We start from the raw sequence: 25,871 nt of genomic DNA, 5'->3' as shown, positions 1-25,871 counted from the left end.
CGGGTTCGGATCTGGAGAGGCAGCGATCCAATGGTGATTTCCTACGCCCAGCGGCTCGAGGACGTCATGCTGCTCCGTGCCCTCGGGGGGATCGAGCGCGGCTTCTACATCGATCTCGGGGCGAACGATCCGGTCGTGGATTCGGTGACGAAGCTCTTCTACGAGCGGGGCTGGTCCGGCCTCAACGTCGAGCCGACACCCGCTTGGTTCGACAAGCTCGCGGCGGACCGTCCGCGCGACATCAACCTCCGCCTCGCCGCGAGCGATCGCGCCGGATCCCTGACCTTCCACGAGATCGTGGGCACCGGTCTGTCCACCGCATCCGAGAGCTTCGCCGCCCGGCACGCGGCGGCCGGGTTCACGCGCCTGTCGTACGAGGTCGAGACCGAGACTCTGGCGGCGCTCTGCGAGCGGCACGTCACCGGGCCGATCCACTTCCTCAAGGTCGATGTCGAGGGGGCGGAGGAAGAGGCGCTGCGCGGGATGGACTTTCGCCGCTGGCGCCCGTGGATCGTCCTGGTCGAGGCCACCGAGCCGTTGAGCGAGATTCCGGCCTACGCGGCCTGGGAGCCGGTCCTCCTCGGGCACGACTACGCCTTCGCGCTGTTCGACGGTCTCAATCGGTACTACGTCGCCGCGGAGCAGGCGGCCCTCCTGCCGGTCTTCGCCACTCCGCCCGACGATTATCTCCGGGCCGGCATCCTGCGGGAGGGGCAGGCCCTGCGCGACGAGATCGCGCGGCTCGAAGGTCGGCTGGCGCGACGGGCCCGACTCCGACGCATCTCGCGGAACGCGCGCAGGACGGGGCCGTCGGGAGACATCTAGATTGCCGCCCGCCGAAGCATGGGCGGATTCGGCGAGAAGACGCTTGCCGGAACGCGGACCCGGAACCGCGGCTCATCGTGAGACGATCCAGACCGCCCGCGCGTCGTCCCGCCGGATGGCGGCCAGGACGATCGGCCGCGAACGATCGCATCTCACGCGGCCTTACGGCTCGGACGTCGTATAGCCCGAATGATCCTGAAGACGCTCCCGCGTACCGAATCAGATCCGGCGCGCGATGATCCGCGCGATTTCTGTATCCGCCTTCTCGGAATCATCCAAATGAGGGATTGCACGACTGAGGATGTTTGGCATCCGGAGTGAGGCACCGGTGCTGCCTGCGTTCGCGATCCGTCGAAGAAGAAGGGAGGATTGAAATGATCTCGTCTCAAGCCCTGTCCGCACGTCTCAGGATCTTCGGCCTGATCGGCGCGGTGTCCCTGGTCGTCCTGCCGACGCCGAGCCGCTCCGAGGACATGCCGGCGAGCGGCGACTACCGGATCACCTTCGTGGGGATCAATCCTGCGCCGACCAAGGCGGTCACGATCGGGCCGAACCGGGTCGTCTCGGTCGGGAACACGATCATGACCGCGCGCAACGAGAGCGGCGGCAGGCTGCTGCACAACATGACCGGCCGCTGCACCAACATGCCGATCATCGACAATCAGGCGAAGACGCTCGAGAACCAGGGCTATTGCGATTACGTCGACGCGGACGGCGACCACGTCTTCGAGAAATGGACCTATCCGGTCCAGCCCCTCGCGGCCAGCTCGGAGGGAACCGGCGAGTGGATCGGCGGCACCGGCAAGTTCGCCGGCATCACCGGCCATATGGCGATCAAGAGCCAGCGCGTGACGGCGCTCGCGGACGGCGTCGTGCAATTCGTCGGCGAGAAGACCGGCAGCTACAGCTTCGAGAAGAGGACGGCGGCCAGCGACTAGGCCGGGCGCACAGGTTGCCGGGGCGGGTCCCGCCGGCCGGGCCCGCTCCGCAGGTCGGTCGGGAGCCGGCCCCGCGCAGCTACCCGGGGGTGCCCAGGGCGGCCTTCGGCAACAGCATGTGCACGCCCTTGTTGCCGTCGACCGTCTGGGTGATGCGCAGGTTCCCGGCGAGCGAGCACAGCATGTAGGCCTGATTGCGCGTGAGCGCGGTGCGGGCGCAGACCTGCCGGATCATCTCGCGCACGGCTTGGCGCATCGCCTCGTCCAGGCTCTCGTGCAGGCCGATCGACATCAGGTCGGTCGGCGTCTCGGCGAAGGGCCAGGTGAGGCCGAGGTCCTTGCGGACGGTGAGGCGGAACGTGCCGGAGAGCGAGGTCTCCAAGGCGGTGATGCAGACCTCGCCGTCGCCCTGCACGCCGTGCCCGTCGCCCGCGTAGAAGCCGGCGCCCGGATTGAAGACCGGCAGGTAGAGCGTGGTGCCGACCTTCAGCTCCTTGTTGTCCATGTTGCCGCCGAAGGCCCGGGGCACCGGCGTGCCGACGCGGCCCCAGGCGGCGGGCGGGGCGGTGCCGATGATGCCGAAGAACGGGTCGAGGGGGATCTCGGCGCCCCAGGGCAGCACGCAGACGCCGCGGGCGACGTCGATGTCGGGGTGGATGGTCTCGTAGTCGGTGAACTCGTCGGGCAGCGTCCCCAGAAGCGGCAGGATCGCCACGAAGCCCCAATCCATCGTGAATTTGAGATCGAGGATGTCGACCTGCAGCACGTCGCCCGGCTCCGCCCCGGTCACGTGGACCGGACCGGTGACGAAGTGGGGGCCGGGCCCCTGCACCAGGGTGTCGAGGGCGTAGAGCAGATCGGCCGGCACGCGGGCCGGATCGGGATGAAGCGATTCCTTGCCGCCGGCCGGGTAGGACGACAGCGTGACGGTGTCGCCGGATTCGACGGTCAGAACCGGCGGGAGGGCGGCGTCGAAATAGCCGAACACCATGTTCTCGGGCGTCGAGGGGATCTCGTGATGCTTGGGCATGGTCTGACCTTTCTGTGCGCCGGACGGCGTCCGATTCGCCTCAGACGACGATGTGACGGGATAGGGCGGCCGCATCGAGCGAGCCGCGGCTGCCTCGCTCGACCACGCTCCCGCGGCTCAGCACCACGAAGGCATCGGCGAGGCGGACCGCGAAATCGAGGTACTGCTCGACCAGCAGAACGGTGATCCGGCCCTTCAGGCCCTCGATCACCGCCTCGATCGCGGTGACGATCGAGGGCTGGATGCCCTCGCTCGGTTCGTCGAGAAGGAGCAGGCGGGGCCGCGTCGCGAGCGCCCGCGCGATGGCGAGCTGCTGCTGCTGTCCACCCGAGAGGTTGCCGCCCGGCCTGTGCCAGAGACCGCGCAGGGCGGGGAACAGGGCAGCCGCCTCGTCCACCGCCCCGGTGCGATCGAGGCCGTGGGCGCGCGCGGCCACCCGAAGGTTCTCCGCGACGGACAGGTCGGCGAAGATCTCGCGGCCCTGCGGCACGTAGGCGAGGCCGGCCCGGGCGCGCCGGTCCGGCGGCAGGCCGGACAGGTCCAGCCCGTCGAGGGCAATGCGGCCGCGGGTCTCCGGGATCAGTCCGGTCAGGCAGCGGAGCAGGGTCGTCTTGCCGGCGCCGTTGCGGCCGAGGAGCGCGAGGCATGCGCCGGGCGCGACCGCGAACGCGACGCCCCTCAGCACCTGCGCACCGCCGTAATGCTGGTCGAGAGCCTCGACGGTGAGTCGCGCGGGCCCGATCGGTGATGCGTCTCTCATCGTCCGAGGAACACCTCGATGACGCGGGCATCCGCCCGCGCGCCGGCCATCCCGCCCTCGTAGAGGCTGCGTCCCTCGTGCAGCACCGTGACCCGGTCGGCGACGGCCTCCACGAACGCCATGTCGTGCTCGATCACCAGGATCGACCGGTCCGGGCGGCGCAGGCCGCGGATCAGGTCGGCGGTGCGCGCCGTCTCGGCGTCGGAGAGCCCCGCCACCGGCTCGTCCAGCAGGATGAGGCTCGGCTCGGAGGCCAGCACCATGCCGATCTCGAGCCATTGCTTCTCGCCGTGGCTCAGGCGGCCCGCGAGGATCCCCGCCCGCGCGGCGAGGCCGACATCGGCGAGGATCGCGTCGATCCGGGCAGGCCGCTCGGATCGCGCCAGGCCCGCGCCGCAGCCGATCTCGAGATTCTCCCGAACGGAGAGCGCCGGGAACACGCTGGGCTTCTGAAACTTCCGGCGGACGCCGGCCCGCGCGATCCCGGCCTCCGAGCGTCGCGTCAGATCGATCTCGCCCAGCATCACGCGACCGGAGCGCGGCCGGGTGATTCCGGAGATCACGTCGAGCAGCGTCGTCTTGCCGGCCCCGTTCGGACCGATCACCGCGCGCACTTCACCGGGATCGACCGCGAGGGACAGGTCGTCGAGGGCGCGGAACCGGCCGAACACCACGCTCAGGGCCTCGATCGCGAGCGCGCTCATCGGGGCGCCCCGCGCAGCCAGGTCGACCTCGACCGAAAGCCCGCGAGGTCGAGCAGGCCGTTCGGCAGGACGAGGACCACGAGGAGGACCAGCCCCGACAGCAGGAAGGGCCAAGCCTCCGGCATCGCGGCCGTGAGCCAGAACTTGAGGGCGTTGACCAGCACCGCGCCGAGAACGGCGCCGCCGAGGCGCCCGATCCCGCCGATCGCCACCCAGACCGCGATCTCGATCGAGAGGTCGGGCGCGAGCACCCGCGGGTTGATGATCCCGACCTGGGGCACGTAGAGCACGCCCGCGACCGCCGCGATCGCCGCCGACAGGCACCAGATGCCGAGCTTCAGCCGCGTGGTGCCGTAGCCCAGCGTGCGCAGCCGGGTCTCGTCGTCGCGCGCGGCGAGCATCAGCCGGCCGATCCGGCTGCCGACCAGGATGCGCGCCCCGACGAGCACGGCGGCGAGCACCACCAGCGAGGTCACCGCGAGGCCGGTCACGACGCCGGGCGTCCCCATCGGCCAGCCGAACAGCAGCGCGAACCCGGTCATGCCGTTGTTGCCGCCGAGCCCGGTGTCGTTGCGGAACATCAGCAGCATCGCGACGTAGACGAGCGCTTGGCTGATGATCGAGAAATACACGCCGTTCACGCGCGAGCGGAACGAGGCGAGGCCGAAGACGAAGGCCACCGCGGCGGCGATCCCGAGCGCCAGGGCCAGCGCGAAGGGGGCGCTGGTCAGCCCGGTCCAGTACCAGGGCAGGGTCTTCCAGCCCATGAACTGCATCAGATCCGGCTCGATCCCGGTCCGCGCGTAGGCATGGGCCACGAGGTGCATGGCACAGAGGTAGCCGCCGATCGCAAAGAACAGGCCGTGCCCGAGGCTGAGGATGCCGAGATAGCCCCAGACGAGGTCGAGGGACACGGCGAGGATCGCGAAGGCGGCGAGCTGGCCCGCCGCATTGACGAGGAAGGCCGAGGGATTGAAGAGCGGCAGCAGGACAGCGAGGCCCAGGATCAGTGCCACGAGGCCCGCGATCAGCGGATCGCGCCAGAACAGGAGCCTCGCGCCCGCGGGCGGCGTGCCGGCCCCGGGCGCCGCGATCAGGCGTGCGCGCCCGTTCACCGCCTGCGCCTCGCCGGGAACAGGCCCTCGGGCCGCCGCTGGATGAATAGGATGATGCCCGCGAGCACGATCACCTTGGCGGCCACGGCACCGTAGAGCGGCTCGATCGCCACGTTGGCGCCGCCGATGCCGAGCGCCGCGACCAGAGTGCCGGCGACGGTTCCGACTCCGCCGAGCACGACCACCATGAAGCTGTCCACGACGAAGTTCGCCCCCATCCCGGGATTGACGCTGTAGATCGGGCAGAGGGCCACGCCCGCGAGCCCGGCCAGGCCCGAGCCGAAGCCGAAGGCGAGGCGGTCGACGCGGCGGGTGCGGATGCCGAGGCAGCCCGCCATATCGCGGTTCTGGGTGACCGCCCGGATGTCGAGCCCGAGCGGCGTACCGCGCAGAATGAGTAAGGTGAGGACGAGCGTGCCGCCCGCGAAGCCGATCGCGAAGAGCCGGTTCCAGGTGACGATGAAGTCGGCGTAGAGCGGCAGGCCGCCGCTGACGTAGCCCGGCATCAGGAATTGCAGGTTCTGGCTGCCGAAGGCGACGCGCACGGCGTTGATCAGGAACAGGCTGACGGCCCAGGTCGCCAGCAGGCTCATCAGCGGGCGCCGGTAGAGGTGGCGCAGGATCGAGGCCTCGATCAGGACGCCCACGAGCGCCGCGGCGAGGAAGGCCACGGGGATCGCGGCCAGCAGGTAGAGATCGATCGCGCCCGGGGCGAGGCGCCGGAAGGCCTCCTGCACGCCGTAGGTCGCGTAGGCGCCGATCATGATGAACTCGCCCTGCGCGAGATTGATGACCCCCATCAGCCCGAAGATGATCGCCAGCCCGACCGCCGCCATGAACAGGATGCTGGCGAAGCTCAGCGCGTTGTAGAGGACGGCGAGCCCGTCGCCGATCGCGACGGCGCGCTCCACACGGACGATCCCGGCATCGAGGCCGCTGCGGAAGGCCGGGTCGGCGGCGTAGGCGGGATCCGTGCGGAGCGCTCGCAGCCGGGACAAGGCGGCGCCGGACGGCACCGCCGCGACCGCGCCGATCGCGCCGAGGCGCCGCGCCGGATCCGGCGCCGAGAGGGCGGCCGTCTGTTGCAGCGCCACGATGGCGGATCGGATGCCGGAATCGGCCTCTGAGGCGGCGGCGCGCTCCAGGATGCGCGCCAGGACAGGCTCGGGCACGTTCCCGACGCGCCGCTCCAGGGCGGCGATCCCGGCGCCCCGCGCCGGGGCGTCGCGGCCGGTGAGAAGGGCGACGACGCCCGTCGCCGTCTCGACCTGGGCGCGCTGACGCAACCCGAGCACGGGCGTGCGGGCGCCGGACGCGGACCGCGGCGCAGCGGTCGCCGCATCCACGCCCGCAGCGCCGCCCGGGCGGTCGAGGACGACCGCGCCCGTGTCGGTGCAGGCGAGGCGCCGCTCGGACAGCGCCCGCAGCAGATCACCGGCACGGATCAGATCCTCGGTCGGGGCGCCGGACGCCGCCGACACCACGCCGTCCGCGGCCTGGCCCAGCAGCGCCGGGCTGCCGCAGAGGCCCGTTGCGAGCGCGGCCCGATCGATCCCGACCGGTTCGGCCCGCGCCGTCGTACCCCCGAAGGCCAGGAGCGCGAGGCCGAGAAGCGCCGCGCCGCATCGCCGGATGACCTGCGCCCCGCGCTCAGCCATACGGGCTGAACGGGACGGGCTTGGGGGCGTCGGGCGATTGCCAGAGCACGTCGAAGCCCCGCTTCTCGTTGACCGATCCGATGAAGACGCCGCGCGAGACGTAGTTGTTCTCCGGCCCCATCGTCAGGGTGTAGCCGGACGGGTCGGCGAAGCTGAGGCCCGGGAAGGCCTGCCGCACCGCCGGCACGTCGAAGCTGCCGGCCTTGGCGGCGGCCAGGGCCCAGAGATGGACGCTGTCGTAGGCCGAGACCATCGGGTCGATCACGGTATCGGCGCTGAAGGGCACGTTCTTCGCCTTCACGTAGTCGGCCCAGCTCTTCAGGAAGGCCGTATTGCGCTCGCTCTTGTTCGCCTGGAGGTAGGCCCAGCAATTGAGGTGACCGACGAGCTTGCCCGTATCGAGGCCCTCGAGATCCGCCTCCACCATGTCGAGACCGAGGATCGGCACGTCGGTCGCCTGGATGCCCTGGTTGGCGAACTCGCGCAGAAAATCGGGGATCGAGGAGCCGACGACGGTGAGCACGACGATCGGCTGACCGCCCGGCTGGCTCGCGAAGCTGCGGACCTGATTGACCAGGGTCTGGAAGTTCGAGAAGCCGAACGGCACGTATTCCTCGCGCCACGCGGTCTCCGCGATGCCCTTGGCCTTCCAGTATCCCTTGAGCTGCTTGTTGATGGTGCGGGGCCAGACGTAGTCCGATCCGATCATGAAGAAGCGCTTGGCGGAGACCCCGTCCGCGCCCATCAGATAATCGATCGCCGGCAGGACCGAGCTTGCGGGCGGCGAATTGACGTAGACCACGTTCTTCGAGTTCTCGTCGCCCTCGAAGTGGAGCGGGTAGTAGAGCAGGCCCTCGTTCTGCTCGACGACCGGCAGGACGGATTTGCGCGAGACCGAGGTCCAGCAGCCGAACAGCGCGGCGGCCCGTTCCTGCTGCAGCATCTGGCGGCCGATCTGGGCGTAGAGGGGCCAGTCCGACGCCGGATCGGAGGTGATCACCTCGATCCGGCGGCCGTTGACGCCGCCCTTCGCGTTGATCTCGTCGGCCGCCATCCGCACCACGAAATTCAGGCGGCCCTCGATATTGGCCATGGTGCCTGAGGAAGAGAACAGGCAGCCGAGCTTGACCGTGTCGGCGGCCCAGGCCGGCCGCACGAGGGCCGGAGCGGCGAGCGCCGCCGCCGTGCCGATGAGGCTCCGCCTCGTGATCGTGCCCACCATCGTCCCGCCTCCCGTCGACCGCCGGGATCATCCGACGGCGCGGGAGCGCGTCAAAGGTCAAAGAGGCTGCAGGGCCCGGGCCCTCTTGCGCAAATCGACGTCAGACCGCCCGGATCACGGGCGCCGCGGCGGCATAACGTCAAAATTGCCGTTTGGGCCGGCCCCGGGTCCGGTTCTTGCTCCGGACGGCGATCCGGTCGGGAGGCCAGCGCATGCGTCGATCCCAGCACACCGACGAGGAGATCGCGTTCCTGCTGCGTGAGGCGGAGAACGGCGTCCCGATCGCGGCGATCTGCATGAGCGCGCGCGTCTCGGTCGGCACCTTCTACCGCTGGCGCCGCCGGCTCGGCGGATTGACCCCGGCGGGCGTCACGCGCCTCGGGCGGATCGAGCGCGAGAACGCGGCCCTGCGGGCGGAGGTCCTGCGCCTGCGCGAGGCCCTGCGCACGATTCCGATCGCGCCCCTCGTGCCCGACGGACGGCCTGCGATCCCGCAGCCGCCCGCGCCGCGCTATCGCGGACAGAACGCCTCCGTCGGCCGCTTCGCGTTCGTGCGCACCGCCAATTGAGCGGCATGGACCGCGCCGCCGGACCCGCGCTCAAGTGAGGATGTTGACGGCGCGCGCGGCGACGAGAGCGATCGTCAGGAGCGAGATCAAAGCCTCCGCCATCATCATCAGCTTGGCCCGCTGCGTCAGCGGCATGGTGTCCGTCGGCGAGAAGGCGGTGGCGTTGGTGAAGGCGAGGAACAGGTAGTCGACGAAGCCCGGCACGTAGCTCGCCCGGGCCGCCTGGTCCGGCAAGGTCATCTGGGGGAACAGGAAATCCGGCGCGCGCGCCTTCGGGTGACCGCGCAACGCCGCCCCGCCCCGGTCCGTCGTCCAGTACCAGAGGGCGAAGATGATCACGTTCGTGCCCCAGATGTTGAGCGCGTCCGTGAGGAGGGTCGGCGCGCTCCCCGCCTTGCCCTTCAGCAGCGCGGCGACGAGGCCCACGAGCGCGGCGGTGTTGGCCGCGGTGACGAGCGCGGTCAGGACCAGGGCCGCCCACCGGATCAGTCGGTGATGCCGGTGAACGCTCGCCCAATGCGCGTCGGTGGTCGCCCGCCGGGCGCGTCTCTGGTTCCAGGCGGTCGCCGCCGAGAGCGGGACCAGCAGCGCGATCTCCAGCGCGGGGGCGAGCCAGCGCGGCCCCGGCGAGAGGTCGTTCGTCACCAGCATCTGAAGGCCGGCGACGCAGACGATGGCTCCGCGCGCGAGCCAGAAATCCAGGCTGCTCGTTCGGACGCGGTCGGGATGCGGCGTGCGGGTCATCGAGTCCTTGCAGAGCGTTGGCGGAATCCCCTCGGTCGGCCGTAGCCGCCCGAAGGGCCTACGGCCGGAGGCGGAGGCCCGCGACTACGCGGCCGGCGGCGCGGTGGCCGTCATGGAGGGACGCCGGCCGAAGGCCGCGTACCAATCCGCGAGGGCGGACCGGCCTGCGCGCCAGCCGTGATCGGGGAAGCGGAAATCGAGGTAGCCGAGGGCGCAGGCCGTCGCGACCGTGCCGATATGGAGGCTGCCCGCGAGATCGTCCGCCAGGCTCTCGAACCGGTCGAGCGCGTTGTCGATCTTGGCCGCTTGCCCGGATTCCCAGGCGTCCCAGCGCAGCGGCTCGGGGCGCATGACCCGCTCGTAGCGGATCAGCAGCGCCGCATCGAGCAGCCCGTCGGCGAGCGCCTGCAGGGCGAGGGCGTGCCAGCGCGCTTCGCCCTCGGCCGGGAACAGCCGGATCCCGGTCGAGCGTGAATCGACGTATTCGCAGATCACGCGGCTGTCGAACAACGCCTGCCCCGCCTCGGTGATCAGCGTCGGGATCTTGCCCAACGGGTTGTGCGCGGTGGTCGCCGGATCGGGTCCTGTCGGGCTGGCGCCCGCAGGCACGAGCTCGATCCGATCCGCCTGCCCGGTCTCGTACGCGAGCACGAGGACCTTGCGCACGAAGGGGGAGGCCGGTGCGTAGAGGAGCTTCATTGTCGGCAGGTCTCCGGCGGCGTCGGGGGCGGCGCGTCGAACAGGATCCATGCACCGTCCTCAAGCCGCCTTCCAGGGCCGAGCGGGTCGGTCGACCGACACTCCGGGCATAGAAAAGCCCGCCCGGGACGGACCCAGGCGGGCTGGCGGCCGCCGGGGTGCCGCCGAGACGAGACTCGGCGGCACCGTGCGACAGCGATCACTCGTCGTCGGTGCGAGCCTTCTTGAAGGCCGCGCCGAGGATGTCGCCGAGCGAGGCACCGGAATCGGCGGAGCCGAACTGGGCCATCGCCTCCTTCTCCTCGGCCATCTCGAGCGCCTTGATCGAGACCTGCACGCGGCGGGCCTTGCGGTCGAACTGGACGACGCGGGCGTCGAACTTCTCGCCGGCGGCGAAGCGCTCGGGGCGCTGGTCGCCGCGGTCGCGGGCGAGCTCGGCCCGGCGCACGAAGGTGGTCATGTCGGTGTCGGCGATCTTCACCTCGACGCCCGAATCCTTCACCTCGATGACTTCGCAGGTGACGATCTGACCCTTCTTGATCTCGCCGGCCTCCGCGAAGGGATCACCGCCGAGCTGCTTCACGCCGAGCGAGATGCGCTCCTTCTCGACATCGACGTCGAGAACCTGGGCGCGCACCATGTCGCCCTTCTTGAACTCCTCGATGACCTGCTCGCCGGGACGGTTCCAGTCGAGATCCGACAGGTGGACCATGCCGTCGACATCGCCCTCGAGGCCGATGAACAGGCCGAACTCGGTCTTGTTCTTGACCTCGCCCTCGACCTCGGAGCCCACGGGATGCTTCTCGGAGAAGGCCTCCCAGGGGTTCTGCAGGGTCTGCTTGAGGCCGAGCGAGATGCGGCGCTTGACCGGATCGACTTCCAGGATCTGGACCTCGACCTCCTGGGAGGTGGAGACGATCTTGCCCGGATGGACGTTCTTCTTGGTCCAGCTCATCTCGGAGACGTGGATCAGGCCCTCGATCCCCGGCTCCAGCTCCACGAAGGCGCCGTAATCGGTGATGTTGGTCACGCGGCCCTTGAGCTTGGCGTCGACCGGGTAGCGGGCGGCGATGCCCTCCCACGGATCGGCGAGCAGCTGCTTGATGCCGAGCGAGATGCGGTGCGTCTCGTGGTTGATCTTGATGATCTTGACCTTGACCGTCTGGCCGATGGTGACGACCTCGGACGGATGGTTCACGCGGCGCCACGCCATGTCGGTGACGTGCAACAGGCCGTCGATGCCCCCGAGATCGACGAAGGCGCCGTACTCGGTGATGTTCTTGACGACGCCGTCGATGACCTGACCTTCCTCGAGGTTGGCCACCAGCTCCGAGCGCTGCTCGGCGCGGCTCTCCTCGAGCACGGTGCGGCGCGACACCACGATGTTGCCGCGGCGGCGATCCATCTTGAGGATCTGGAACGGCTGGGGCGTGCCGAGCAGCGGGGTCACGTCGCGCACGGGGCGGATGTCGACCTGGGAGCGCGGCAGGAAGGCCACGGCGCCGTCGAGGTCGACGGTGTAGCCGCCCTTGACCTGGTTGAAGATCGTGCCGGTGACGCGCTCGTTGGCCTCGAAGGCCTTCTCGAGCTTGACCCACGACTCCTCGCGGCGCGCCTTGTCGCGCGAGATGACGGCCTCGCCCAGCGCGTTCTCGATGCGGTCGACGTAGACCTCGACCTCGTCGCCGACGCTGAGATCACCCTCGCGGCCGGGGCCGGTGAATTCCTTGAGCGCGACACGGCCTTCCGTCTTGGCGCCGATGTCGATGACGGCCACGTCCTTCTCGATCGCGACGACGCGACCCTTGACGACGGACCCTTCGGTGATCTCGTGGCTGAGGAAGGATTCCTCGAGCAGCGCCGCGAAGTCTTCGCGATACGCGTTCTGCTGCAGAGCAGTACCTGCGGTCATTCTCTCTCCTGAGGGCCCCGGCTGAGGCCCGGCGTCGACGGCTCGTGTTGCGCTGCGCCCTCGTCCGCCGCGGCCCCGTCCCGGAATGCGGGAGAAGGGCGACCGGTCCGCTGGACCGGCTTGCCGACGCGTCGATACGGTGTCCGAGGGCGGTCCGTCCGGTGCTTGGCGGAGAGCGCGCAAAGAAAAGCGCGCGATCCTACCGAAAGGACGCGCGCCTCATACAGCAACCGGCCCGCCGTTTCAACTCGCGGGCCGCGACGGGACGGGAGTTCAGTCCTCGTCGTCGTCCTCGTCGGCGCGACGGCCCTTCAGCTTGGCGAAGACCGAATCCGCGTTCGGGCGCTCGTCCCGGCCGCCGTGGCGGATATCCTCGTCGGGCTCGCCGTAGGACGGCGCCGTCGAGACCTCGGCGGGCAGCAGTGACGCGCCCGCATCGGCCTGGACCGCCGCCGGGCGGTCGGCCGCGGCGCGCTGCACCTCGAAATCGAGGTCGATCTGCGTGCAGAGGCCGAGGGTGACCGGATCCATCGGCTGGAGCGAGCCGGAATTCCAGTGCGTGCGCTCGCGGATCTGCTGGATCGTCGACTTCGTGGTGCCAACGAGGCGGATGACCTGCGAATCCTTCAGTTCCGGGTGGTTGCGCAGCAGCCAGAGAATCGCGTTGGGCCGGTCCTGACGGCGGGACAGCGGGGTGTAGCGCGGACCCTTGGTGGTGCGCTTCACCTCCGGCAGCTTCACCTTGGAGACCGCCTGCTTGAGCTTGTAATGCGGCGACTTCTGCGCCTTCTCGATCTCGTCGCGCGTGAGCTGACCCGTGGTGATCGGGTCGAGCCCCTTGATCCCGGCCGCGACCTCGCCGTCGGCGATGCCCTTCACCTCGAGCGGGTGCAGCTTGCAGAAATCGGCGATCTGCTCGAAGGCGAGCGACGTGTTCTCGACGAGCCACACGGCGGTGGCCTTGGGCATCAGCGGACCCTGGGACATGGGGCGGCTCCAACGTTCGCGGGGCGCGGGGACGGCCCGAGAACCGGGCAAAGGTCCGCGGGGCCCGGATCTCGATATCCGGACGGTCCCGTCTCACGCCATCAAAAGGGGAATGCCGCTACTATAAGCAGTGGCTCGTGACCGCGCAATCGCCGTTCTGCCCGAATCCAGAGCCGGCAACGGTGGTCCGGGGCCGCGTCGGCTGGACAGCCCGCGCGAGACCTTCGACAAGGGCGCACAACCCGGCATCCGGAGGAGCACGACATGGCTCACGAACTGCGCGCGGTCGACGCCCCCGGGCGGTCCGAGACCGGCCCGATCGACGAGGCGGCCCTGGCCGCCGCCCGGATCGATCTCGCCGCCTGCTTCCGCATGGCGGCCCGGCTCGGCCTGGAGGAAGGCATCTGCAATCACTTCTCGGCCCTGGTGCCGGGCCGCGACGACCTCTTCCTCGTCAACCCGTATGGCTTGGCCTTCTCGGAGATCCGCGCCTCCGATCTCCTGGTCTGCAGCCTCGACGGCGCGGTCCTCCGGGGCGAGGGGCAGCCCGAGGCGACCGCCTTCTTCATCCATGCCCGCCTGCACGCGCGCCTGCCCCGGGCGCGGGCCGCCTTCCACACCCACATGCCGCACGCGACCGCGCTCAGCATGGTCGCGGGCGAGCCGCTGGTCTTCGCCGGGCAGACCGCCCTGAAATTTTACGGCCGGACCGCCGTGGACGACGCCTACAACGGCCTCGCTCTCGACGCGACCGAGGGCGACCGCATCGCCGCGGCGATCGGCGAGGCCGACGTGGTCTTCCTGCGCAACCACGGGGTGATCGTCACCGGCTCGACGATCGCCGAGGCCTGGGACGACCTCTACTACCTGGAGCGCGCCGCCGAGGTGCAACTGAAGGCGATGAGCACCGGCCGGGCCCTGGTCCCGGTGCCCGAGGCGATCGCCCGGCATGCGGCCGCGCAGATGCGGGCGGGGGACGCCGAGAGCGGCCGCCTCCACCTCGAGAGCGTGAAGCGGATCCTGCGCCGCGCCGAGCCGGACTTCTGCGAGTAGGCGCCGGCCGAGGCCGACATCCGGGCGGGGCGGGCGGTGGCGTCCGTCAGTCGAACAGGCTGGAGACGCTGGATTCCGTCGCCGTCCGGCCGATCGCCTCGCCGAGCAGCGGGGCGATCGTGGCGACGCGGATGTTGCGGGCGAGCTTGACCGCCTGCGTCGGCTGGATCGAATCCGTGATCACCAGCTCCTTCATCCGCGAGGCGGCGATGCGGGAGACGGCGCCGCCCGACAGGACGCCGTGGGTGATGTAGGCCGAGACGTCCTTGGCACCCGCGTTCAGCAGGGCTTCGGCGGCGTTCACCAGCGTGCCGCCGGAATCCACGATGTCGTCCACGAGGATGCAGGACCGGCCCTCGACGTCGCCGATGATGTTCATCACCTCGGACTCGCCCGGCCGCTCGCGGCGCTTGTCGACGATGGCGAGCGGCGCGTCGATGCGCTTGGCGATGGCGCGGGCGCGCACGACGCCGCCGACGTCCGGGGAGACCACCATGCGGTCCTGCGTGCTCGCCCGCTCCTTGATGTCGCGCACCATCACGGGAGCGGCGAACAGGTTGTCGGTCGGGATGTCGAAGAAGCCCTGGATCTGGCCGGCGTGCAGATCGAGGGTCAGCACCCGGTCGGCGCCGGCCTCGGTGATCAGGTTGGCCACGAGCTTGGCCGAGATCGGGGTGCGGCCCGAGGTGCGCCGGTCCTGCCGGGCATAGCCGAAATACGGGATCACCGCCGTGATGCGGCGGGCCGAGGACCGGCGCGCCGCATCGATCATGATCAGGAGCTCCATCAGGTGATCGTTCGCCGGATAGGAGGTCGACTGGACGATGAAGACGTCCTCGCCGCGCACGTTCTCCTGCAGTTCGACGAAGATCTCCATATCGGCGAAGCGGCGCACCATGCACTTGGCGAGCGGCAGTTCGAGATAGGCGGCGATGGCCTCGGCCAAGGGCCGGCTGGCGTTGCCGGCTACGATCTTGATCGAGGACTTCATGCCTGCCGACCTATCCTGCGCCGGCCCGGAGGCGGCGCTTGCGAATACCTGACGATGACGCGCCGAACCGATCCGATGTCCGGCAGAGAGCCGGCCCGGCTCATATCAGCGGCGCGAAATCGTCACAATGCCTTCACGGTCGGCCCTGCACAGGCCGGGCCGCGGCCCGCTCACGGCACGGTCGGCTCGAGCAGCCGGTGGAGGTGGACGACGAAGTAGCGCGTCTGGGCGCTGTCCACCGTCGCCTGTGCCTTCGCCTTCCAGGCGGCCTGCGCCGTGGCGTAGTCCGGGAAGATGCCGACGATGTCGAGGTTCTTCACGTCGCGGAAGTTGACGCCGTCGAGGTCCTTCAGCTCGCCCCCGAACACGAGGTGAAGCTTCTGGTCGCTGTCGATCGTGGTGGTCATGGGGTCTCCTGGCGAAGGCCTCGCCTCCGACGAGGCAGGAGACGTGCCGCGGCAGGCGGTCGCAAACGCCGCCGATGGCGTCAAGCCCGCGCAGGCGCTGTTCGGTCCGCGTGGGCGACAGCGACGGCTCGCGATGCACGCCGGAGCCGCCTTCCGCCCGGCGGGTCCGGCCCGCCCGGATGGGCTAGGACAGCGGGTGTCGACCGCCCGTCCAGGGCCGCAATACGGGGAGCGACTGGGATGAGCGCGGACGAGAGGTGGGGGTGGCTGGCGGAGGAGGCCTGCCGCAACGCGTGGCCTGCCCCGCGCGAGGTGCATCTCGACGGCTGGCTCCTGCGCCAGGCCGGCGGTCCGACACGGCGGACGAACTCGGTGAACCCGCTGCGCGGCCCGCGCGCGGCACCGGAACCCGCGGTGGCGCTCTGCGAATCGGTCTTCGCCGAGCTGGCGCGGCCGGCGATCTTCCGCGTGCCCTCGCTCGCGCCGGAGATGGACCTGGTCCTGGACCGGCTGGGCTACGGGGCCGAAGGGCATGCCCTGACGTTGCTGGCGGATCTCGGCGCCGCACCGCGCGCGGCCGATCCCGCCATGCGTCTCACGCGCGCGCCGGACGCCGCCTGGCTCGATCTGCGCGGACGCCTCAACCGCGCGGATGCGGAGGCCGAGGCCGCCTATCGGGGGATGATCGCGAGCCTGTGCCTGCCGCGGGTCTTCGCGGCGCTGACCGGCCCCGAGGGCATCCTGAGCATGGGGTACGCCGTCGTCGACCGCAGCCTCGTGGTGATCGAATCGGTCGCGACGCCCGAGGCCTTTCGCGGTCGAGGCCATGCGCGCCGAACCGTTGCGGCATTGATGGGCTGGGGCCGGTCGCACGGCGCCGGCGCGGCCTGCCTGCAGGTGATCGCGGCGAACGCCCAGGCGCGCGCCCTCTACACACGCCTGGGCTTCCGGCAGGAGCTGCTGCGCTACCATTACAGGCGCCGCCCCTGACGGGTCAGACCTCGAAGAGCGAGCGCTGGCGCAACTCCGGCGTCGGTGGCGCAGCCTTGGCGGCAGCCTTGGGCGCGCTCGCCTTCCGGGCGGCCCGCTGTGGCCGGGCGACGGGTGGATCGAGCGGGGAGGGGGGATCGTCCGGGCCCGATCCCTCCGGGCGGGCGGCGGCGTGCCCGTCGGCGAATTGCAGGTCGAGGCGCCGGGCGCCCGCCGCGTCCTGCGCGCGCCGCACGGGCCGGCCCGCCTCGTCGCGCACCAGCGCGTAGCCGCGCTCCAGCACCGCCCGGTAGCTCAACGAGCCGAGCAGGCCGCCCAGCGCGCCGAGCCGGTCGCGGCGGCGCTCGATGCTGCGGGTTCCGGCCTGAGCGAGGCGGGCGAGCACGGCGGCGAGCCGGTCGGCCCTGCGCGCTTCCAGGGCCCGCGCCCGCTCGAGGGTGCCGTCGCGGGCCACGACGAGGCGGCGTCCGAGCTGGGCGAGATGCTCCTGCTTGCGCAGCAGATCGTTGCGCAGGGCGGTGCGGGGCCGGTGGTCGATCCGGGCGAGCCGCGCCCGGGCATTGGCGAGAGCGACGTCGGGCGAGCGCCGGGCCAGTCGGTCGAGCAGGCCCTGGAGCCGGGCGCGGTGCCCGCGGGCCCCGGCGGCCAGGGCGGGCGCGAGACGGGCCTCGGCGAGGTCGAGGCGCTGGCGCTTGGCCGCCAGGAACGCGTCGGGCCCCGGCACCGCCCGCACCACGGCGCGCAGATCCGCCCGGTCGCGGTCGAGCCGCCGCAGGATCGCCCCGGCATGGCGCCCGCCGAGATCGGCCACCTGGGCCACGAGGTCGGCGCGCACCGGCACCGCCATCTCGGCGGCGCCGGTCGGGGTCGGCGCCCGCCGGTCGGAGACGTGATCGATCAGCGTGGTGTCCGTCTCGTGGCCCACCGCCGAGATCAGCGGGATCCGGCAGGCGAAGGCGGCGCGGACGACGGATTCCTCGTTGAAGGCCCAGAGATCCTCGATCGACCCGCCGCCGCGCGCGACGATCAGCACGTCGGGCCGCGGGATCGGCCCGCCTTCCGGCAGCGCGTCGAATCCGCGGATCGCGGCGGCGATCTCCTCGGCCGCGCCCTCGCCCTGGACCCGGACCGGCCAGACCAGGACCGATCGCGGGAAGCGGTCCTCCAGACGGTGCAGGATGTCGCGGATCACCGCGCCCGTCGGCGAGGTGACGACGCCGACGACGCGCGGCAGGTAGGGAATCGCCCGCTTGTGCCCGGACTCGAACAGGCCTTCCGCCGCCAGCATGCGGCGGCGCTCCTCCAGCAACGCCATCCACGCGCCGATGCCGGCCGGCTCAAGCGCCTCGACGACGATCTGGTAGGACGACTTGCCCGCGAAGGTGGTGATCCGCCCGGTGGCGATCACCTCGAGCCCCTCCTTGGGCTTCTGGCGCAGGCGCCCGAACACGCCCTTCCAGACCACGGCGTCGATGCGCGCCTGCCCGTCCTTCAGCGAGAAATAGGCGTGGCCCGAGCCGTGCTGCCCGCGATAGCCCGAGATCTCGCCGCGCAGCCGGACATGCCCGAAGGCATCCTCCAGGGTCCGCTTCAGCGCCGCCGCGAGATCGCCGACCGACCATTCGGGCTGGTTGGCCGCAAGCACCCGGGCGGGCGGGGGATCCGTCGGGTCGGGGAGGGCGGGGCGCGCCGGGGGCGGGGGGACCAGGGGCATGGGACGGGACGCTAGACCGCGCGGGACGCCCGGTCGAGGCCGCGGCCCTCCCGAGTCCAGGTTGTGCAGAGCCTGTGGTTTCGCGGCAAACGCGCGCTCACCGCGTGCCGAACGCGGCCTCCAGGGCGCCGAGCGCGTCGCGCAGGGCGTCGGCGCGGATGCCCGCATCCGAGCCGATATGCGGTCCCGTCTCGACGCAGGGCGCACGGTAGGTGAAGTCCGCGCCGGTGCGCGCGTCGATGATGTGCCCGGCCGGCTCCTCGCGGAGCGCGCAGGCGCGCACGGTCTGCGCGCCCGCCGCCACGGTCGGCTCGCTCGGCCCGACCGGGTTGTCGAAGACGTGCTGCCCGCCCGGATAGACCGTAAGCGTCGCGTCGCGCCCGTTGGCGCGCAGCCGCTCGACGTAGTTCGCGCAGAAGGCCGCCGGGTTGTAGTCGTCGGCGCCGCCGGCGAGGATCCGGATCGGGTGGGCCGCCACGTCGGTATCGCCCTCGAAGATGATCGAGCAATCGGGATAGACCGGGACGTAGGCCGCCGGCGCGATGCCGGAGCGGTTCCAGGCGGCGTCGAACCGGCGCAGGCTCGCGTAGAGCGCGGCCTGTCCGCCGCGGGAGAACCCCATCACGGCGACCCGCAGCGGATCGACCCGCGGGTGCTTGGCCAGGATCGCGAGCCCGCGATAGAGATCGAGGATCAGGTTGGTGCGCCCGAGCCGGGCCTGATCGGTGTTGACGCTGACGAGCCCGCGGCCGGTGAGCCCGTCGATGGCGAAGGTCGAGATGCCGCGGGCGTTGAGGGCGCGCTGCCAGAACTCGATGTTGCCGCCGATCCCGCCCGAGCCGTGGATCAGCACCACCGTCGGCAGGCGCTCGGTGCCCGGTCTGGCGATCCGGAGCGCGCCGGCGAGCGTCACCGGCTTCGCCCCGGACTCCCCGGCGGTCTCGGCCCTGCCCGTCAGGAACTGCGCGTCGGAGAGCGTGAGACTCTCGAAGGGATGGAGCTCGACCCGCGCCGCGTAGCCGGCCAGGTCGGCCTCCTCGGCGAGGCCCGGCACCGTCCGGGCCGTGAGCATGCAGAGAGCCAGCGCCAGGGCGCGTGCGAGCGGACGGATCATGGTTCCTCCCGGCCGGGTCGGCCTGTCGTGTCCGCTCCCTAGCATCGCGGGCCCGGATCTCCGAACGGCCCGCCCGTCGGCGCATGGCAGCCCGTCGGTGCATGGCCGCGGGTTTTCGGTCCGGCCCCTCTTTTCCCGCGGCGCGAATTCCGGGACAAGCGTTGGCTCATGAACATCCTTCTGATCGGCTCCGGGGGACGGGAGCACGCGCTGGCCTACGCGCTGGCGAAAAGTCCCCTCTGCACGCGCCTGTTCACGGCACCCGGCAACCCCGGCACGGCGCGGCACGGCGAGAACCGGCCCGACCTCGCGGTGGACGACCCTGCGGCCGTCCAGCGCTTCTGCGAGGCCGAGCGCATCGGCCTCGTCGTGATCGGGCCGGAGGCGCCGCTCGTGGCGGGCCTCGTGGACGATCTGACCGCGGCGGGCATCCGGGCCTTCGGGCCGACGCGGGCCGCTGCGCGGCTCGAGGGCTCGAAGGGCTTCACGAAGGAGCTCTGCGCGGCCCAGGGCATCCCGACGGCCGGCTTCGCGCGCTTCGCCGCGCTCGATCCGGCCCTCGCCCACGTCCGCGCGCTGGGGGCGCCGATCGTCGTGAAGGCGGACGGGCTCGCCGCCGGCAAGGGCGTGACCGTCGCCGAGACGGTCGATCAGGCCGAGGCGGCCCTGCGCGCGCTCTTCTCCGAACCGGGTGCCGAGGTGGTGGTCGAGGAATGCCTGTTCGGCGAGGAGGCGAGCCTGTTCGCCCTCTGCGACGGCACGCGCGCCATCCCGATCGGCACGGCGCAGGACCACAAGCGCGTCTTCGACGGCGATCGCGGACCCAATACCGGCGGCATGGGCGCCTACTCGCCGGCCGCGATCGTGACGCCGGAGATCGAGCGCATCGTGATGGAGCGCATCATCCAGCCGACCCTTGCGGGTATGCGCGCCCGGGGCACGCCCTTCACCGGGATCCTCTATGCCGGCCTGATGCTGACGGCCGACGGGCCGAAGCTGATCGAGTACAACACTCGCTTCGGCGACCCCGAGGCGCAGGTGCTGATGCCCCGCCTCAACTCGGATCTCGTGCCGGCCCTGCTCTCGGCCTGCGACGGCGACCTCAGCAACACGGTGCTGGATTTCGAGGCGCAGCGGACCGCGCTCACCGTGGTGATGGCGGCGGCGGGCTACCCCGGCACGGTGGTGCGCGGCACGCAGATCCGCGGCATCGACGAGGCCGAGGCCGACGGGGCCCTGGTCTTCCAGGCCGGCACCCGGGCCGATGGCGACCGGATCCTCGCCGATGGCGGGCGCGTGCTGGCGGTGACGGCGCTCGGCGACAGCGTGAAGGAAGCGCAGGCCCGTGCCTACGCCGCGGTGGCCCGCATCGACTGGCCGGACGGCTTCTGCCGCCGCGACATCGGCTACCGCGCCGTCGCCCGCGAGGACGAGGCCTGAAGGCGGCCTCTGCGGCGGGCCCGCCAGTTCTCCCGCAGGCTCAGGCGGGCCGCAGCCGCATGGCATAGAGGGTGATCGCCGCCGCGTTCGAGACGTTGAGGCTGCGGATCTCGCCGGTGAACGGAATGCGGGCGAGGACGTCGCAGCAGGTCCGCGTGCGCTCCCGCAGGCCCTTGCCCTCGGCGCCGAGCACGATCACCGCCGGCCGGGTCGGCACCAGGGTGTCGAGATCGACCGCCGCCTCGGAATCGAGCCCGACCCGGCTGAAGCCGCGCTCCCCCAGGGCGATCAGGGCCTCGGCGAGATTGCGCACCGTGATGAAGGGCACGTGCTCGAGCCCGCCCGAGGCTGATTTCGCCAGCACGCCGGTTGCCCCGGGCGCGTGCCGCGCCGTGGTGAGGATGCCCGCGACGCCGAACGCCGCGGCCGTGCGCACGATCGCGCCGACGTTGTGCGGATCGGTGATCTGGTCGAGGGCGAGCAGCAGCGCGTCCGCCGGCAGGTCGTCGAGCCCGGGCGCCGCCAGGGGCTCGGCCTCCAGGTAGAGACCCTGATGCACCGCGTCGGGACCGAGCAACGCGTTGATGTCGCTCGGGCGGACGAGCTCGGGGTCGATCGGCAGCGGGCCGAGTTCGGCCGTGAGCCGCGCGACCGCGTTCTCGGTGGCGAGCAGGCGATGCAGCGTCCGTCCCCGATTGCCGAGTGCCTGCACCACGGGATGCCAGCCGTAGAGCACGCTGACGCCGTCCGCCGGCCCCGCGGGCCGCGGACGCTGCGGCCGCGGGCGGTAGGGCCCGCCTGCCGGGCGCCCCCGGGTGGGGGCCTTGTCGTCACGGCGGATCGCCATCGCCTGAACCTCGCTGCCACGCAACCGGCGCGGCCACCCGCGTCAAACCGGCGCCGCAGCGATCCGTCAAGCCGCAATCCAGGCGTTGCCCTCCCGGCCCAGCCCGATTATAGAACCCCCGGCCCAGCCGAGCGCCCTTCGTCTAGCGGTCCAGGACGTCGCCCTTTCACGGCGAAAACACGGGTTCGATTCCCGTAGGGCGCGCCAGCACTCTCAAGCGCTTCGCTCGGATCGGCGCGATCGTTTTGCACCAGAGTTCCCCGCGAGGCTCACGGCTGCAGGATTGGCGTTCTCCGCCTATTTCTATGCTGAAGAAGGCTAGGCCGAAAACGCCGACGCCGCGGGCATCGGCCTATCGGTGTGCATGGATGCCCGCGCTGCTCGCGCGGCAGCCCACCCATTAAGTGTTCAGTCCCGCTGGAACTCGAGCCAAGCTCGGGAGCACGGCGCCGGAATGGTCGTCGGGCTCAAGACCGGCCGAGGCCTGATCGGCGGCGACCAGTTCAACCTCGCCGCGATGGTGCGAGCGCGCTAACCGTCGGTTCTAGCCCTGGCACATTCAGGCGGGACCCAGGCGCCCGAACGCACCATGAACCGCAACGCGATCATCCTGCCGGCTCTTGCCAATGGTCCGATTGACCATTGGCCCATCCCGAAAGCTGCCGTTCGTCTTGGCCTGGCCGCTGCAACCATATCTCCCCCGGGCTGTGGGAGGCCTTTCGGAGCAATTCGGTCCGGCCATGAAGATCCCGCCGCGATCGAGGGGCGGGATGCGTATTCAGATGGCGATAGTGCGCCTATCCAGCTGTGTGAGCGACGAGAGACACCGTTCGCACCAAATTTCGTCATCAGCCATTGAGTTTTCGAACAACGAAACGCTCAAGCAGAAGGCCTATAGTGAGAGTAGTGAGCGCAAATAACAGAGTGTAAGTGTAATCGACTTTTACATCGAACCCCGGATAGTAGCCGAGACGCACCCATTCTATGAGCTGAACGGCCGGATTATATTTCAAAACTGAGTAAATCTGTTCCGGCAGGTAGCTCGGCAAAAACATGACTCCGCTCGTTAAATAAATAATGATGTTAAACAATACATATCCAATCTGCCAAGCGGGAAAAAACGCTGCAATACAAACGTTAATAAACCCGATCCCGATTCCGAGAAGAATCGCCGTGAGCATCCCGGTGAGTGCCATGAAACTGTCTTGTGGGATTACATTTGCACCAAATGCCGCCAGCGTCGCCATTACGACAAGAGTCGATAGAGTGCCCGATACAATTTCGACAAGTACTCGGGCAATAATGATATCAAATACTTTTACCTGAGGATAATACGCCAATGGTTTATTCGAGCCGTATGCCTTCATCACCTCGCGAGAAATGTATTGAAACACAAGCACAGCAACCGCACCCGTCCCGAAGAACAGAGCTCGACTATCACCTAGCGGAGCCGGAACCTTTCGTAACACGTAGATCGCGACCAACACGAAGACGTGCACACACGGCCACAGGACGACGACGGCGTAACCGAGATAGCTCCCCCCGAACCGGGTCCGCATGTCGCGCAGCATCAAGGCGTTGAGCACATGAAGGTACGAATCCGCCGGGCTGCGCACGACGCGCGCAGGCATGTTGCTGACGAGGTTTTGAAGTTGGCTCATGCCCTGATTCCGCAGCCGACGTCGTTCTCCAATCCTTTGGCGCGCGGAGACGTCAGGATTGAGGCCGAACCATGGGCGCGCGCACGCGCGAAGCCTGGAGAACGGCTGGCGAGGGGCCCGGCGGCATCCAGCCCGAACCTGACAGACCCTCAGGGCTCACGATGACGGGCGCATTCCGACGCGGTGGCTGCCGGTCCATCGCGAGATTGGATATCACCTCCGGAACCTCGAGACGCCGGCCCGATGCGATCAGGTGGCCGCCTCTAGCGTGCTTGGATCATCCGAACCGCTGCCCGCGCCCCATTCGTCAGATCGCCGAGGATCGCTTCGGCCTCGCGCGTGATCGCCGGGCCCGCCGCGGCCGGCGTCCCGGCGGCGAAGGGCGGGTGCGGCGCGTATTCCGCGACGAGCTGCGCCGTGCGCGCGTAATCGTCGCCGCGAAGGCGGGCGGCGAGCGCGAGGGCGAAGTCGAGGCCGGCCGAGATGCCGGCGGCGGTAACGCGGTTGCGGTCGAACACCACGCGCGCGTCGACCGGGATCGCTCCCAGAAGGGGCAGCACGGCATCGCGCACGCACCAGTGCGAGGTCGCCCGGTAGCCGTCGAGCAGCCCCGCGGCCCCGAGGATCAGCGAGCCGGTGCAGACGCTGGTGACCCAGCGCGCGCGGGCCGCGCGGTCCCGCAGGAAGGCCAGGGTGGCCTGATCGCGCATCTGGGCGGGGGTGCCGTCGCCGCCGGGCACGAACAGCACATCGAGATCAGTGGGGCAATCGGCGAAGCGCGTCGTCGCGACAAGGCCGATGCCCGTATCGCTCGTCACCGGACCGGGCTCCGCAGCGACGAGGTGGAGGCTGCCGGCCGAGAGGCCGGCCAGCAAGGCCTGCGGTCCGACCAGGTCGAGAGCCGTCATGCCCGGATAGAGCAGCATGGCGATGCGCGCCGGGCGATCCGTGACAGGTGGATCTTTGGCGGGGGGATCTGTGGCGTCGAGCGCCCGAGTCGGGTTCGCGAGCAGCAGGCCTGTGGCGGCGAGTGCCGCTGTAGCGACCGTGCGCCGGCTCGGCGGATCGGCCATCGGCCGGCCCTCTCCGGCCGATCCGGTCAGGCCGCAGCGGCCCGGCGGCGCCAGAGGCTGCGGAGCGCGCGGAAGGGGAGCAGCGCCAGCTTGAGCACGGCGCGCACCATCAGCACGGCGAGGACGGTGAAGATCGCGACCAGGGAATTGAGCAACGGGCGCCCTCTGCAGTGACCGGGTTCGCCGGCCCGAGACAACGGGCCGCCCGCCGTCCGGATCAGGCGCCCGGAACACGGCGAGACTGTGGACTTGGCCGGGCCGCCCGGTTGCGTCGTCGCCGCAGCCTCGGCCTGGCCGAATCGCCGCGCGTGACCTCACGGACGAATCCTCGCGCACCGGCTCCGGGCCTGTTGCCAGCAAGCCCGCCGCGGCATCATTGTCGGAGCCGCCCGCACGGACCCGGACCCCGCACGGGACGTCCGGGATCTGCCGCGGGCGCGCATTCGGCGGCGACGGAACGGACCATGCCGGGGAGGCCCGCGATCGCGTCCCTGCTGAACCGGCTCGATCTCAAGACCCTGCGCCTGTTCGCGGCGGTCTGCGAGGAGGGCACGCTCAACGGCGCGGCGCGCCGGGCGGCGATCGCGCCCTCCGCCGTCAGCAAGCGTCTCGCCGAACTGGAACGGGCGCTGGGCTGCGCGCTCCTCACCCGTGACCCGAAGGGCATGCGCCCGACGCCGGCCGGCGAGACCCTGCTGCACCACACGCGCCGGATGCTGGCGAGCGCCGAGCAGATCGGGCTCGAACTGGCCGAGCACGCGCGCGGCGTGCGCGGATTCGTGCGGGTGCTCGCCAACCTCTCGGCGATCGTGCAGTTCCTGCCCGAGGATCTGCAGGCGTTCCTGGCCGTGCAGGCCGGCATCGCGATCGATCTGGAGGAGCGGCCGAGCGGCGGCGTCGTGGCCGGCGTCGAGGAGGGCGCGGCCGATCTCGGCATCTGTGCCGGCGGCACCGATACGCGGTCCCTCGAAGCCTATCCGTATCGCGGCGACCGCCTCGTCCTCGTCGTGCCCGCTGGCCATCCGCTGGCGGGGCGGGAGGCGGTCGCGCTGGCCGACACCCTCGACCACGACCATGTCGGCCTGCACCGCGAAAGCTCGATCTACGCGGCCCTGCGCGACGAGGCGCGCCGCCTCGGCCGGCCGCTGAAGCTGCGGATCCACGTGCCGAGCTTCGACGCGATCTGCCGGATGGCCCAGGTCGGGATGGGGCTCGGCGTCGTCCCCGAGCGGGTCCACGCGCTGCTCGGACCGCAGATGCAGGTGGTGGCCGTCCCGCTCTCGGATCCCTGGGCCCGACGCACCCTGACCATCGTTCTCCGGCCCGGAGCGCTGCCCCCGGCCGCCTCCCTCCTGTTCGATCACCTGCGCCGGGCCGAGTGATCCGGTATCCCGGGACGCGTCATCCGGCCCCGGCCT

25 protein-coding genes and 1 tRNA gene are annotated in these 25,871 nt (G+C 70.6%); 8 read left to right on the top strand and 18 right to left on the bottom strand.

Annotated features, from left to right (window positions below; translation table 11 throughout):
* Positions 1–30: 30 nt before the first annotated feature.
* A complete protein-coding gene (locus ACS5RC_RS20785; protein ID WP_478345815.1) occupies positions 31–825 on the top strand; it encodes an FkbM family methyltransferase in 795 nt (264 codons plus the stop codon).
* Between the two features lie 374 nt (positions 826–1,199).
* Positions 1,200–1,763: a hypothetical protein gene (locus ACS5RC_RS20780; protein ID WP_478345814.1), complete on the top strand. Its 564-nt coding sequence runs from the start codon at positions 1,200–1,202 to the stop codon at positions 1,761–1,763.
* A gap of 79 nt (positions 1,764–1,842) precedes the next feature.
* On the opposite strand, the gene ACS5RC_RS20775 is transcribed toward ACS5RC_RS20780, so the two are convergent.
* From ACS5RC_RS20775 to ACS5RC_RS20750, 6 genes are all read right to left on the bottom strand, one after another.
* Positions 1,843–2,793, bottom strand: coding sequence for an acetamidase/formamidase family protein (locus tag ACS5RC_RS20775; RefSeq protein WP_478345813.1), 951 nt, complete (start codon positions 2,791–2,793; stop codon positions 1,843–1,845).
* A 40-nt stretch (positions 2,794–2,833) separates the two neighbouring features.
* Positions 2,834–3,553 (bottom strand): urea ABC transporter ATP-binding subunit UrtE, encoded by a 720-nt coding sequence (gene urtE / locus ACS5RC_RS20770; RefSeq protein WP_478345812.1) that lies wholly within the window; start codon positions 3,551–3,553, stop codon positions 2,834–2,836.
* Positions 3,550–4,257 (bottom strand): ATP-binding cassette domain-containing protein, encoded by a 708-nt coding sequence (locus tag ACS5RC_RS20765; protein WP_478345811.1) that lies wholly within the window; start codon positions 4,255–4,257, stop codon positions 3,550–3,552. Before ACS5RC_RS20765 ends, urtE begins: the two co-directional genes overlap by 4 nt.
* Positions 4,254–5,306: an urea ABC transporter permease subunit UrtC gene (gene urtC, locus ACS5RC_RS20760; protein ID WP_478345942.1), complete on the bottom strand. Its 1,053-nt coding sequence runs from the start codon at positions 5,304–5,306 to the stop codon at positions 4,254–4,256. Before urtC ends, ACS5RC_RS20765 begins: the two co-directional genes overlap by 4 nt.
* A 62-nt stretch (positions 5,307–5,368) precedes the next feature.
* Positions 5,369–7,030 carry an urea ABC transporter permease subunit UrtB gene (urtB, locus tag ACS5RC_RS20755; protein WP_478345810.1) on the bottom strand — a complete coding sequence of 554 codons (1,662 nt, stop codon included), beginning with the start codon at positions 7,028–7,030 and terminating at the stop codon, positions 5,369–5,371.
* A complete protein-coding gene (locus ACS5RC_RS20750) occupies positions 7,023–8,249 on the bottom strand; it encodes a transporter substrate-binding protein (RefSeq protein ID WP_478345941.1) in 1,227 nt (408 codons plus the stop codon). The genes urtB and ACS5RC_RS20750 overlap by 8 nt, the downstream gene beginning before the upstream one ends.
* Before the next feature lie 215 nt (positions 8,250–8,464).
* On the opposite strand from ACS5RC_RS20750, the gene ACS5RC_RS20745 reads away from it, so the two are divergent.
* Positions 8,465–8,821 carry a transposase gene (locus ACS5RC_RS20745; protein WP_478345809.1) on the top strand — a complete coding sequence of 119 codons (357 nt, stop codon included), beginning with the start codon at positions 8,465–8,467 and terminating at the stop codon, positions 8,819–8,821.
* A gap of 30 nt (positions 8,822–8,851) precedes the next feature.
* Here ACS5RC_RS20745 and ACS5RC_RS20740 read toward each other — a convergent pair whose 3' ends face one another.
* The 4 genes from ACS5RC_RS20740 to ACS5RC_RS20725 all read right to left on the bottom strand — a co-directional run bounded on the left by ACS5RC_RS20740 (position 8,852) and on the right by ACS5RC_RS20725 (position 13,163).
* The gene (locus ACS5RC_RS20740) at positions 8,852–9,565 is read right to left on the bottom strand and encodes a hypothetical protein (RefSeq protein ID WP_478345808.1); all 714 of its coding nucleotides are present in this window, start codon (positions 9,563–9,565) and stop codon (positions 8,852–8,854) included.
* Positions 9,566–9,649: 84 nt separating this feature from the next.
* Positions 9,650–10,264, bottom strand: coding sequence for a glutathione S-transferase N-terminal domain-containing protein (locus ACS5RC_RS20735; RefSeq protein ID WP_478345940.1), 615 nt, complete (start codon positions 10,262–10,264; stop codon positions 9,650–9,652).
* Positions 10,265–10,463: 199 nt separating this feature from the next.
* Positions 10,464–12,176, bottom strand: coding sequence for a 30S ribosomal protein S1 (gene rpsA, locus ACS5RC_RS20730; RefSeq protein WP_478345807.1), 1,713 nt, complete (start codon positions 12,174–12,176; stop codon positions 10,464–10,466).
* 273 nt (positions 12,177–12,449) lie between these two features.
* Positions 12,450–13,163: a DUF1013 domain-containing protein gene (locus ACS5RC_RS20725; RefSeq protein WP_478345806.1), complete on the bottom strand. Its 714-nt coding sequence runs from the start codon at positions 13,161–13,163 to the stop codon at positions 12,450–12,452.
* 264 nt (positions 13,164–13,427) lie between these two features.
* Here ACS5RC_RS20725 and ACS5RC_RS20720 point away from each other — a divergent pair, with 264 nt between their 5' ends.
* The gene (locus ACS5RC_RS20720) at positions 13,428–14,216 is read left to right on the top strand and encodes an aldolase (protein ID WP_478345805.1); all 789 of its coding nucleotides are present in this window, start codon (positions 13,428–13,430) and stop codon (positions 14,214–14,216) included.
* Positions 14,217–14,262: 46 nt separating this feature from the next.
* On the opposite strand, the gene ACS5RC_RS20715 is transcribed toward ACS5RC_RS20720, so the two are convergent.
* Together ACS5RC_RS20715 and ACS5RC_RS20710 are read right to left on the bottom strand one after the other, a co-directional pair.
* Positions 14,263–15,207, bottom strand: coding sequence for a ribose-phosphate pyrophosphokinase (locus ACS5RC_RS20715; protein WP_478345804.1), 945 nt, complete (start codon positions 15,205–15,207; stop codon positions 14,263–14,265).
* 170 nt (positions 15,208–15,377) lie between these two features.
* Positions 15,378–15,614 (bottom strand): DUF4170 domain-containing protein, encoded by a 237-nt coding sequence (locus tag ACS5RC_RS20710; RefSeq protein ID WP_478345803.1) that lies wholly within the window; start codon positions 15,612–15,614, stop codon positions 15,378–15,380.
* 240 nt (positions 15,615–15,854) lie between these two features.
* On the opposite strand from ACS5RC_RS20710, the gene ACS5RC_RS20705 reads away from it, so the two are divergent.
* Complete coding sequence (locus ACS5RC_RS20705) at positions 15,855–16,604, top strand: GNAT family N-acetyltransferase (RefSeq protein WP_478345802.1); 750 nt, start codon at positions 15,855–15,857, stop codon at positions 16,602–16,604.
* A 4-nt stretch (positions 16,605–16,608) separates the two neighbouring features.
* Here ACS5RC_RS20705 and xseA read toward each other — a convergent pair whose 3' ends face one another.
* On the bottom strand, positions 16,609–18,318 hold the full coding sequence (xseA, locus tag ACS5RC_RS20700; protein ID WP_478345801.1) for an exodeoxyribonuclease VII large subunit: 1,710 nt from the start codon (positions 18,316–18,318) through the stop codon (positions 16,609–16,611).
* A 97-nt stretch (positions 18,319–18,415) separates the two neighbouring features.
* On the bottom strand, positions 18,416–19,432 hold the full coding sequence (locus ACS5RC_RS20695) for a dienelactone hydrolase family protein (protein ID WP_478345800.1): 1,017 nt from the start codon (positions 19,430–19,432) through the stop codon (positions 18,416–18,418).
* Between the two features lie 168 nt (positions 19,433–19,600).
* Between ACS5RC_RS20695 and purD the strand changes: the two genes are divergently transcribed.
* The gene (gene purD / locus ACS5RC_RS20690; protein WP_478345799.1) at positions 19,601–20,872 is read left to right on the top strand and encodes a phosphoribosylamine--glycine ligase; all 1,272 of its coding nucleotides are present in this window, start codon (positions 19,601–19,603) and stop codon (positions 20,870–20,872) included.
* Positions 20,873–20,912: 40 nt separating this feature from the next.
* On the opposite strand, the gene ACS5RC_RS20685 is transcribed toward purD, so the two are convergent.
* Positions 20,913–21,719, bottom strand: a complete 807-nt coding sequence (locus ACS5RC_RS20685) for a TrmH family RNA methyltransferase (protein WP_478345798.1) — start codon at positions 21,717–21,719, stop codon at positions 20,913–20,915.
* 131 nt (positions 21,720–21,850) lie between these two features.
* On the opposite strand from ACS5RC_RS20685, the gene ACS5RC_RS20680 reads away from it, so the two are divergent.
* A tRNA-Glu gene (locus ACS5RC_RS20680) sits at positions 21,851–21,926 on the top strand.
* A 641-nt stretch (positions 21,927–22,567) separates the two neighbouring features.
* On the opposite strand, the gene ACS5RC_RS20675 is transcribed toward ACS5RC_RS20680, so the two are convergent.
* From ACS5RC_RS20675 to ACS5RC_RS20665, 3 genes are all read right to left on the bottom strand, one after another.
* On the bottom strand, positions 22,568–23,380 hold the full coding sequence (locus tag ACS5RC_RS20675; RefSeq protein WP_478345797.1) for an ABC transporter permease: 813 nt from the start codon (positions 23,378–23,380) through the stop codon (positions 22,568–22,570).
* 263 nt (positions 23,381–23,643) lie between these two features.
* Positions 23,644–24,453, bottom strand: a complete 810-nt coding sequence (locus ACS5RC_RS20670; protein WP_478345796.1) for a DJ-1/PfpI family protein — start codon at positions 24,451–24,453, stop codon at positions 23,644–23,646.
* 26 nt (positions 24,454–24,479) lie between these two features.
* Complete coding sequence (locus ACS5RC_RS20665) at positions 24,480–24,608, bottom strand: hypothetical protein (RefSeq protein ID WP_478345795.1); 129 nt, start codon at positions 24,606–24,608, stop codon at positions 24,480–24,482.
* 309 nt (positions 24,609–24,917) lie between these two features.
* Between ACS5RC_RS20665 and ACS5RC_RS20660 the strand changes: the two genes are divergently transcribed.
* Positions 24,918–25,835, top strand: coding sequence for a LysR family transcriptional regulator (locus ACS5RC_RS20660; protein WP_478345794.1), 918 nt, complete (start codon positions 24,918–24,920; stop codon positions 25,833–25,835).
* Positions 25,836–25,871 lie beyond the last annotated feature (36 nt).

The organism is Methylobacterium sp. HJ2, assembly GCF_056431005.1.
The sequence above is the reverse complement of the archived record's forward strand: the minus strand, read 5'-3'. Positions and strand labels throughout refer to the sequence as shown.

What these genes read in the sequence shown, in the direction of transcription:
- ACS5RC_RS20785 (WP_478345815.1), top strand. Translation starts at nt 31, where the DNA reads ATGGTGATTTCCTACGCCCAGCGGCTCGAGGACGTCATGCTGCTCCGT.
- ACS5RC_RS20780 (WP_478345814.1), top strand. Translation starts at nt 1,200, where the DNA reads ATGATCTCGTCTCAAGCCCTGTCCGCACGTCTCAGGATCTTCGGCCTG.
- ACS5RC_RS20775 (WP_478345813.1), bottom strand. Translation starts at nt 2,793, where the DNA reads ATGCCCAAGCATCACGAGATCCCCTCGACGCCCGAGAACATGGTGTTC.
- urtE (WP_478345812.1), bottom strand. Translation starts at nt 3,553, where the DNA reads ATGAGAGACGCATCACCGATCGGGCCCGCGCGACTCACCGTCGAGGCT.
- ACS5RC_RS20765 (WP_478345811.1), bottom strand. Translation starts at nt 4,257, where the DNA reads ATGAGCGCGCTCGCGATCGAGGCCCTGAGCGTGGTGTTCGGCCGGTTC.
- urtB (WP_478345810.1), bottom strand. Translation starts at nt 7,030, where the DNA reads ATGGCTGAGCGCGGGGCGCAGGTCATCCGGCGATGCGGCGCGGCGCTT.
- ACS5RC_RS20745 (WP_478345809.1), top strand. Translation starts at nt 8,465, where the DNA reads ATGCGTCGATCCCAGCACACCGACGAGGAGATCGCGTTCCTGCTGCGT.
- ACS5RC_RS20740 (WP_478345808.1), bottom strand. Translation starts at nt 9,565, where the DNA reads ATGACCCGCACGCCGCATCCCGACCGCGTCCGAACGAGCAGCCTGGAT.
- ACS5RC_RS20735 (WP_478345940.1), bottom strand. Translation starts at nt 10,264, where the DNA reads ATGAAGCTCCTCTACGCACCGGCCTCCCCCTTCGTGCGCAAGGTCCTC.
- rpsA (WP_478345807.1), bottom strand. Translation starts at nt 12,176, where the DNA reads ATGACCGCAGGTACTGCTCTGCAGCAGAACGCGTATCGCGAAGACTTC.
- ACS5RC_RS20725 (WP_478345806.1), bottom strand. Translation starts at nt 13,163, where the DNA reads ATGTCCCAGGGTCCGCTGATGCCCAAGGCCACCGCCGTGTGGCTCGTC.
- ACS5RC_RS20720 (WP_478345805.1), top strand. Translation starts at nt 13,428, where the DNA reads ATGGCTCACGAACTGCGCGCGGTCGACGCCCCCGGGCGGTCCGAGACC.
- ACS5RC_RS20715 (WP_478345804.1), bottom strand. Translation starts at nt 15,207, where the DNA reads ATGAAGTCCTCGATCAAGATCGTAGCCGGCAACGCCAGCCGGCCCTTG.
- ACS5RC_RS20710 (WP_478345803.1), bottom strand. Translation starts at nt 15,614, where the DNA reads ATGACCACCACGATCGACAGCGACCAGAAGCTTCACCTCGTGTTCGGG.
- ACS5RC_RS20705 (WP_478345802.1), top strand. Translation starts at nt 15,855, where the DNA reads ATGAGCGCGGACGAGAGGTGGGGGTGGCTGGCGGAGGAGGCCTGCCGC.
- xseA (WP_478345801.1), bottom strand. Translation starts at nt 18,318, where the DNA reads ATGCCCCTGGTCCCCCCGCCCCCGGCGCGCCCCGCCCTCCCCGACCCG.
- ACS5RC_RS20695 (WP_478345800.1), bottom strand. Translation starts at nt 19,432, where the DNA reads ATGATCCGTCCGCTCGCACGCGCCCTGGCGCTGGCTCTCTGCATGCTC.
- purD (WP_478345799.1), top strand. Translation starts at nt 19,601, where the DNA reads ATGAACATCCTTCTGATCGGCTCCGGGGGACGGGAGCACGCGCTGGCC.
- ACS5RC_RS20685 (WP_478345798.1), bottom strand. Translation starts at nt 21,719, where the DNA reads ATGGCGATCCGCCGTGACGACAAGGCCCCCACCCGGGGGCGCCCGGCA.
- ACS5RC_RS20675 (WP_478345797.1), bottom strand. Translation starts at nt 23,380, where the DNA reads ATGAGCCAACTTCAAAACCTCGTCAGCAACATGCCTGCGCGCGTCGTG.
- ACS5RC_RS20670 (WP_478345796.1), bottom strand. Translation starts at nt 24,453, where the DNA reads ATGGCCGATCCGCCGAGCCGGCGCACGGTCGCTACAGCGGCACTCGCC.
- ACS5RC_RS20660 (WP_478345794.1), top strand. Translation starts at nt 24,918, where the DNA reads ATGCCGGGGAGGCCCGCGATCGCGTCCCTGCTGAACCGGCTCGATCTC.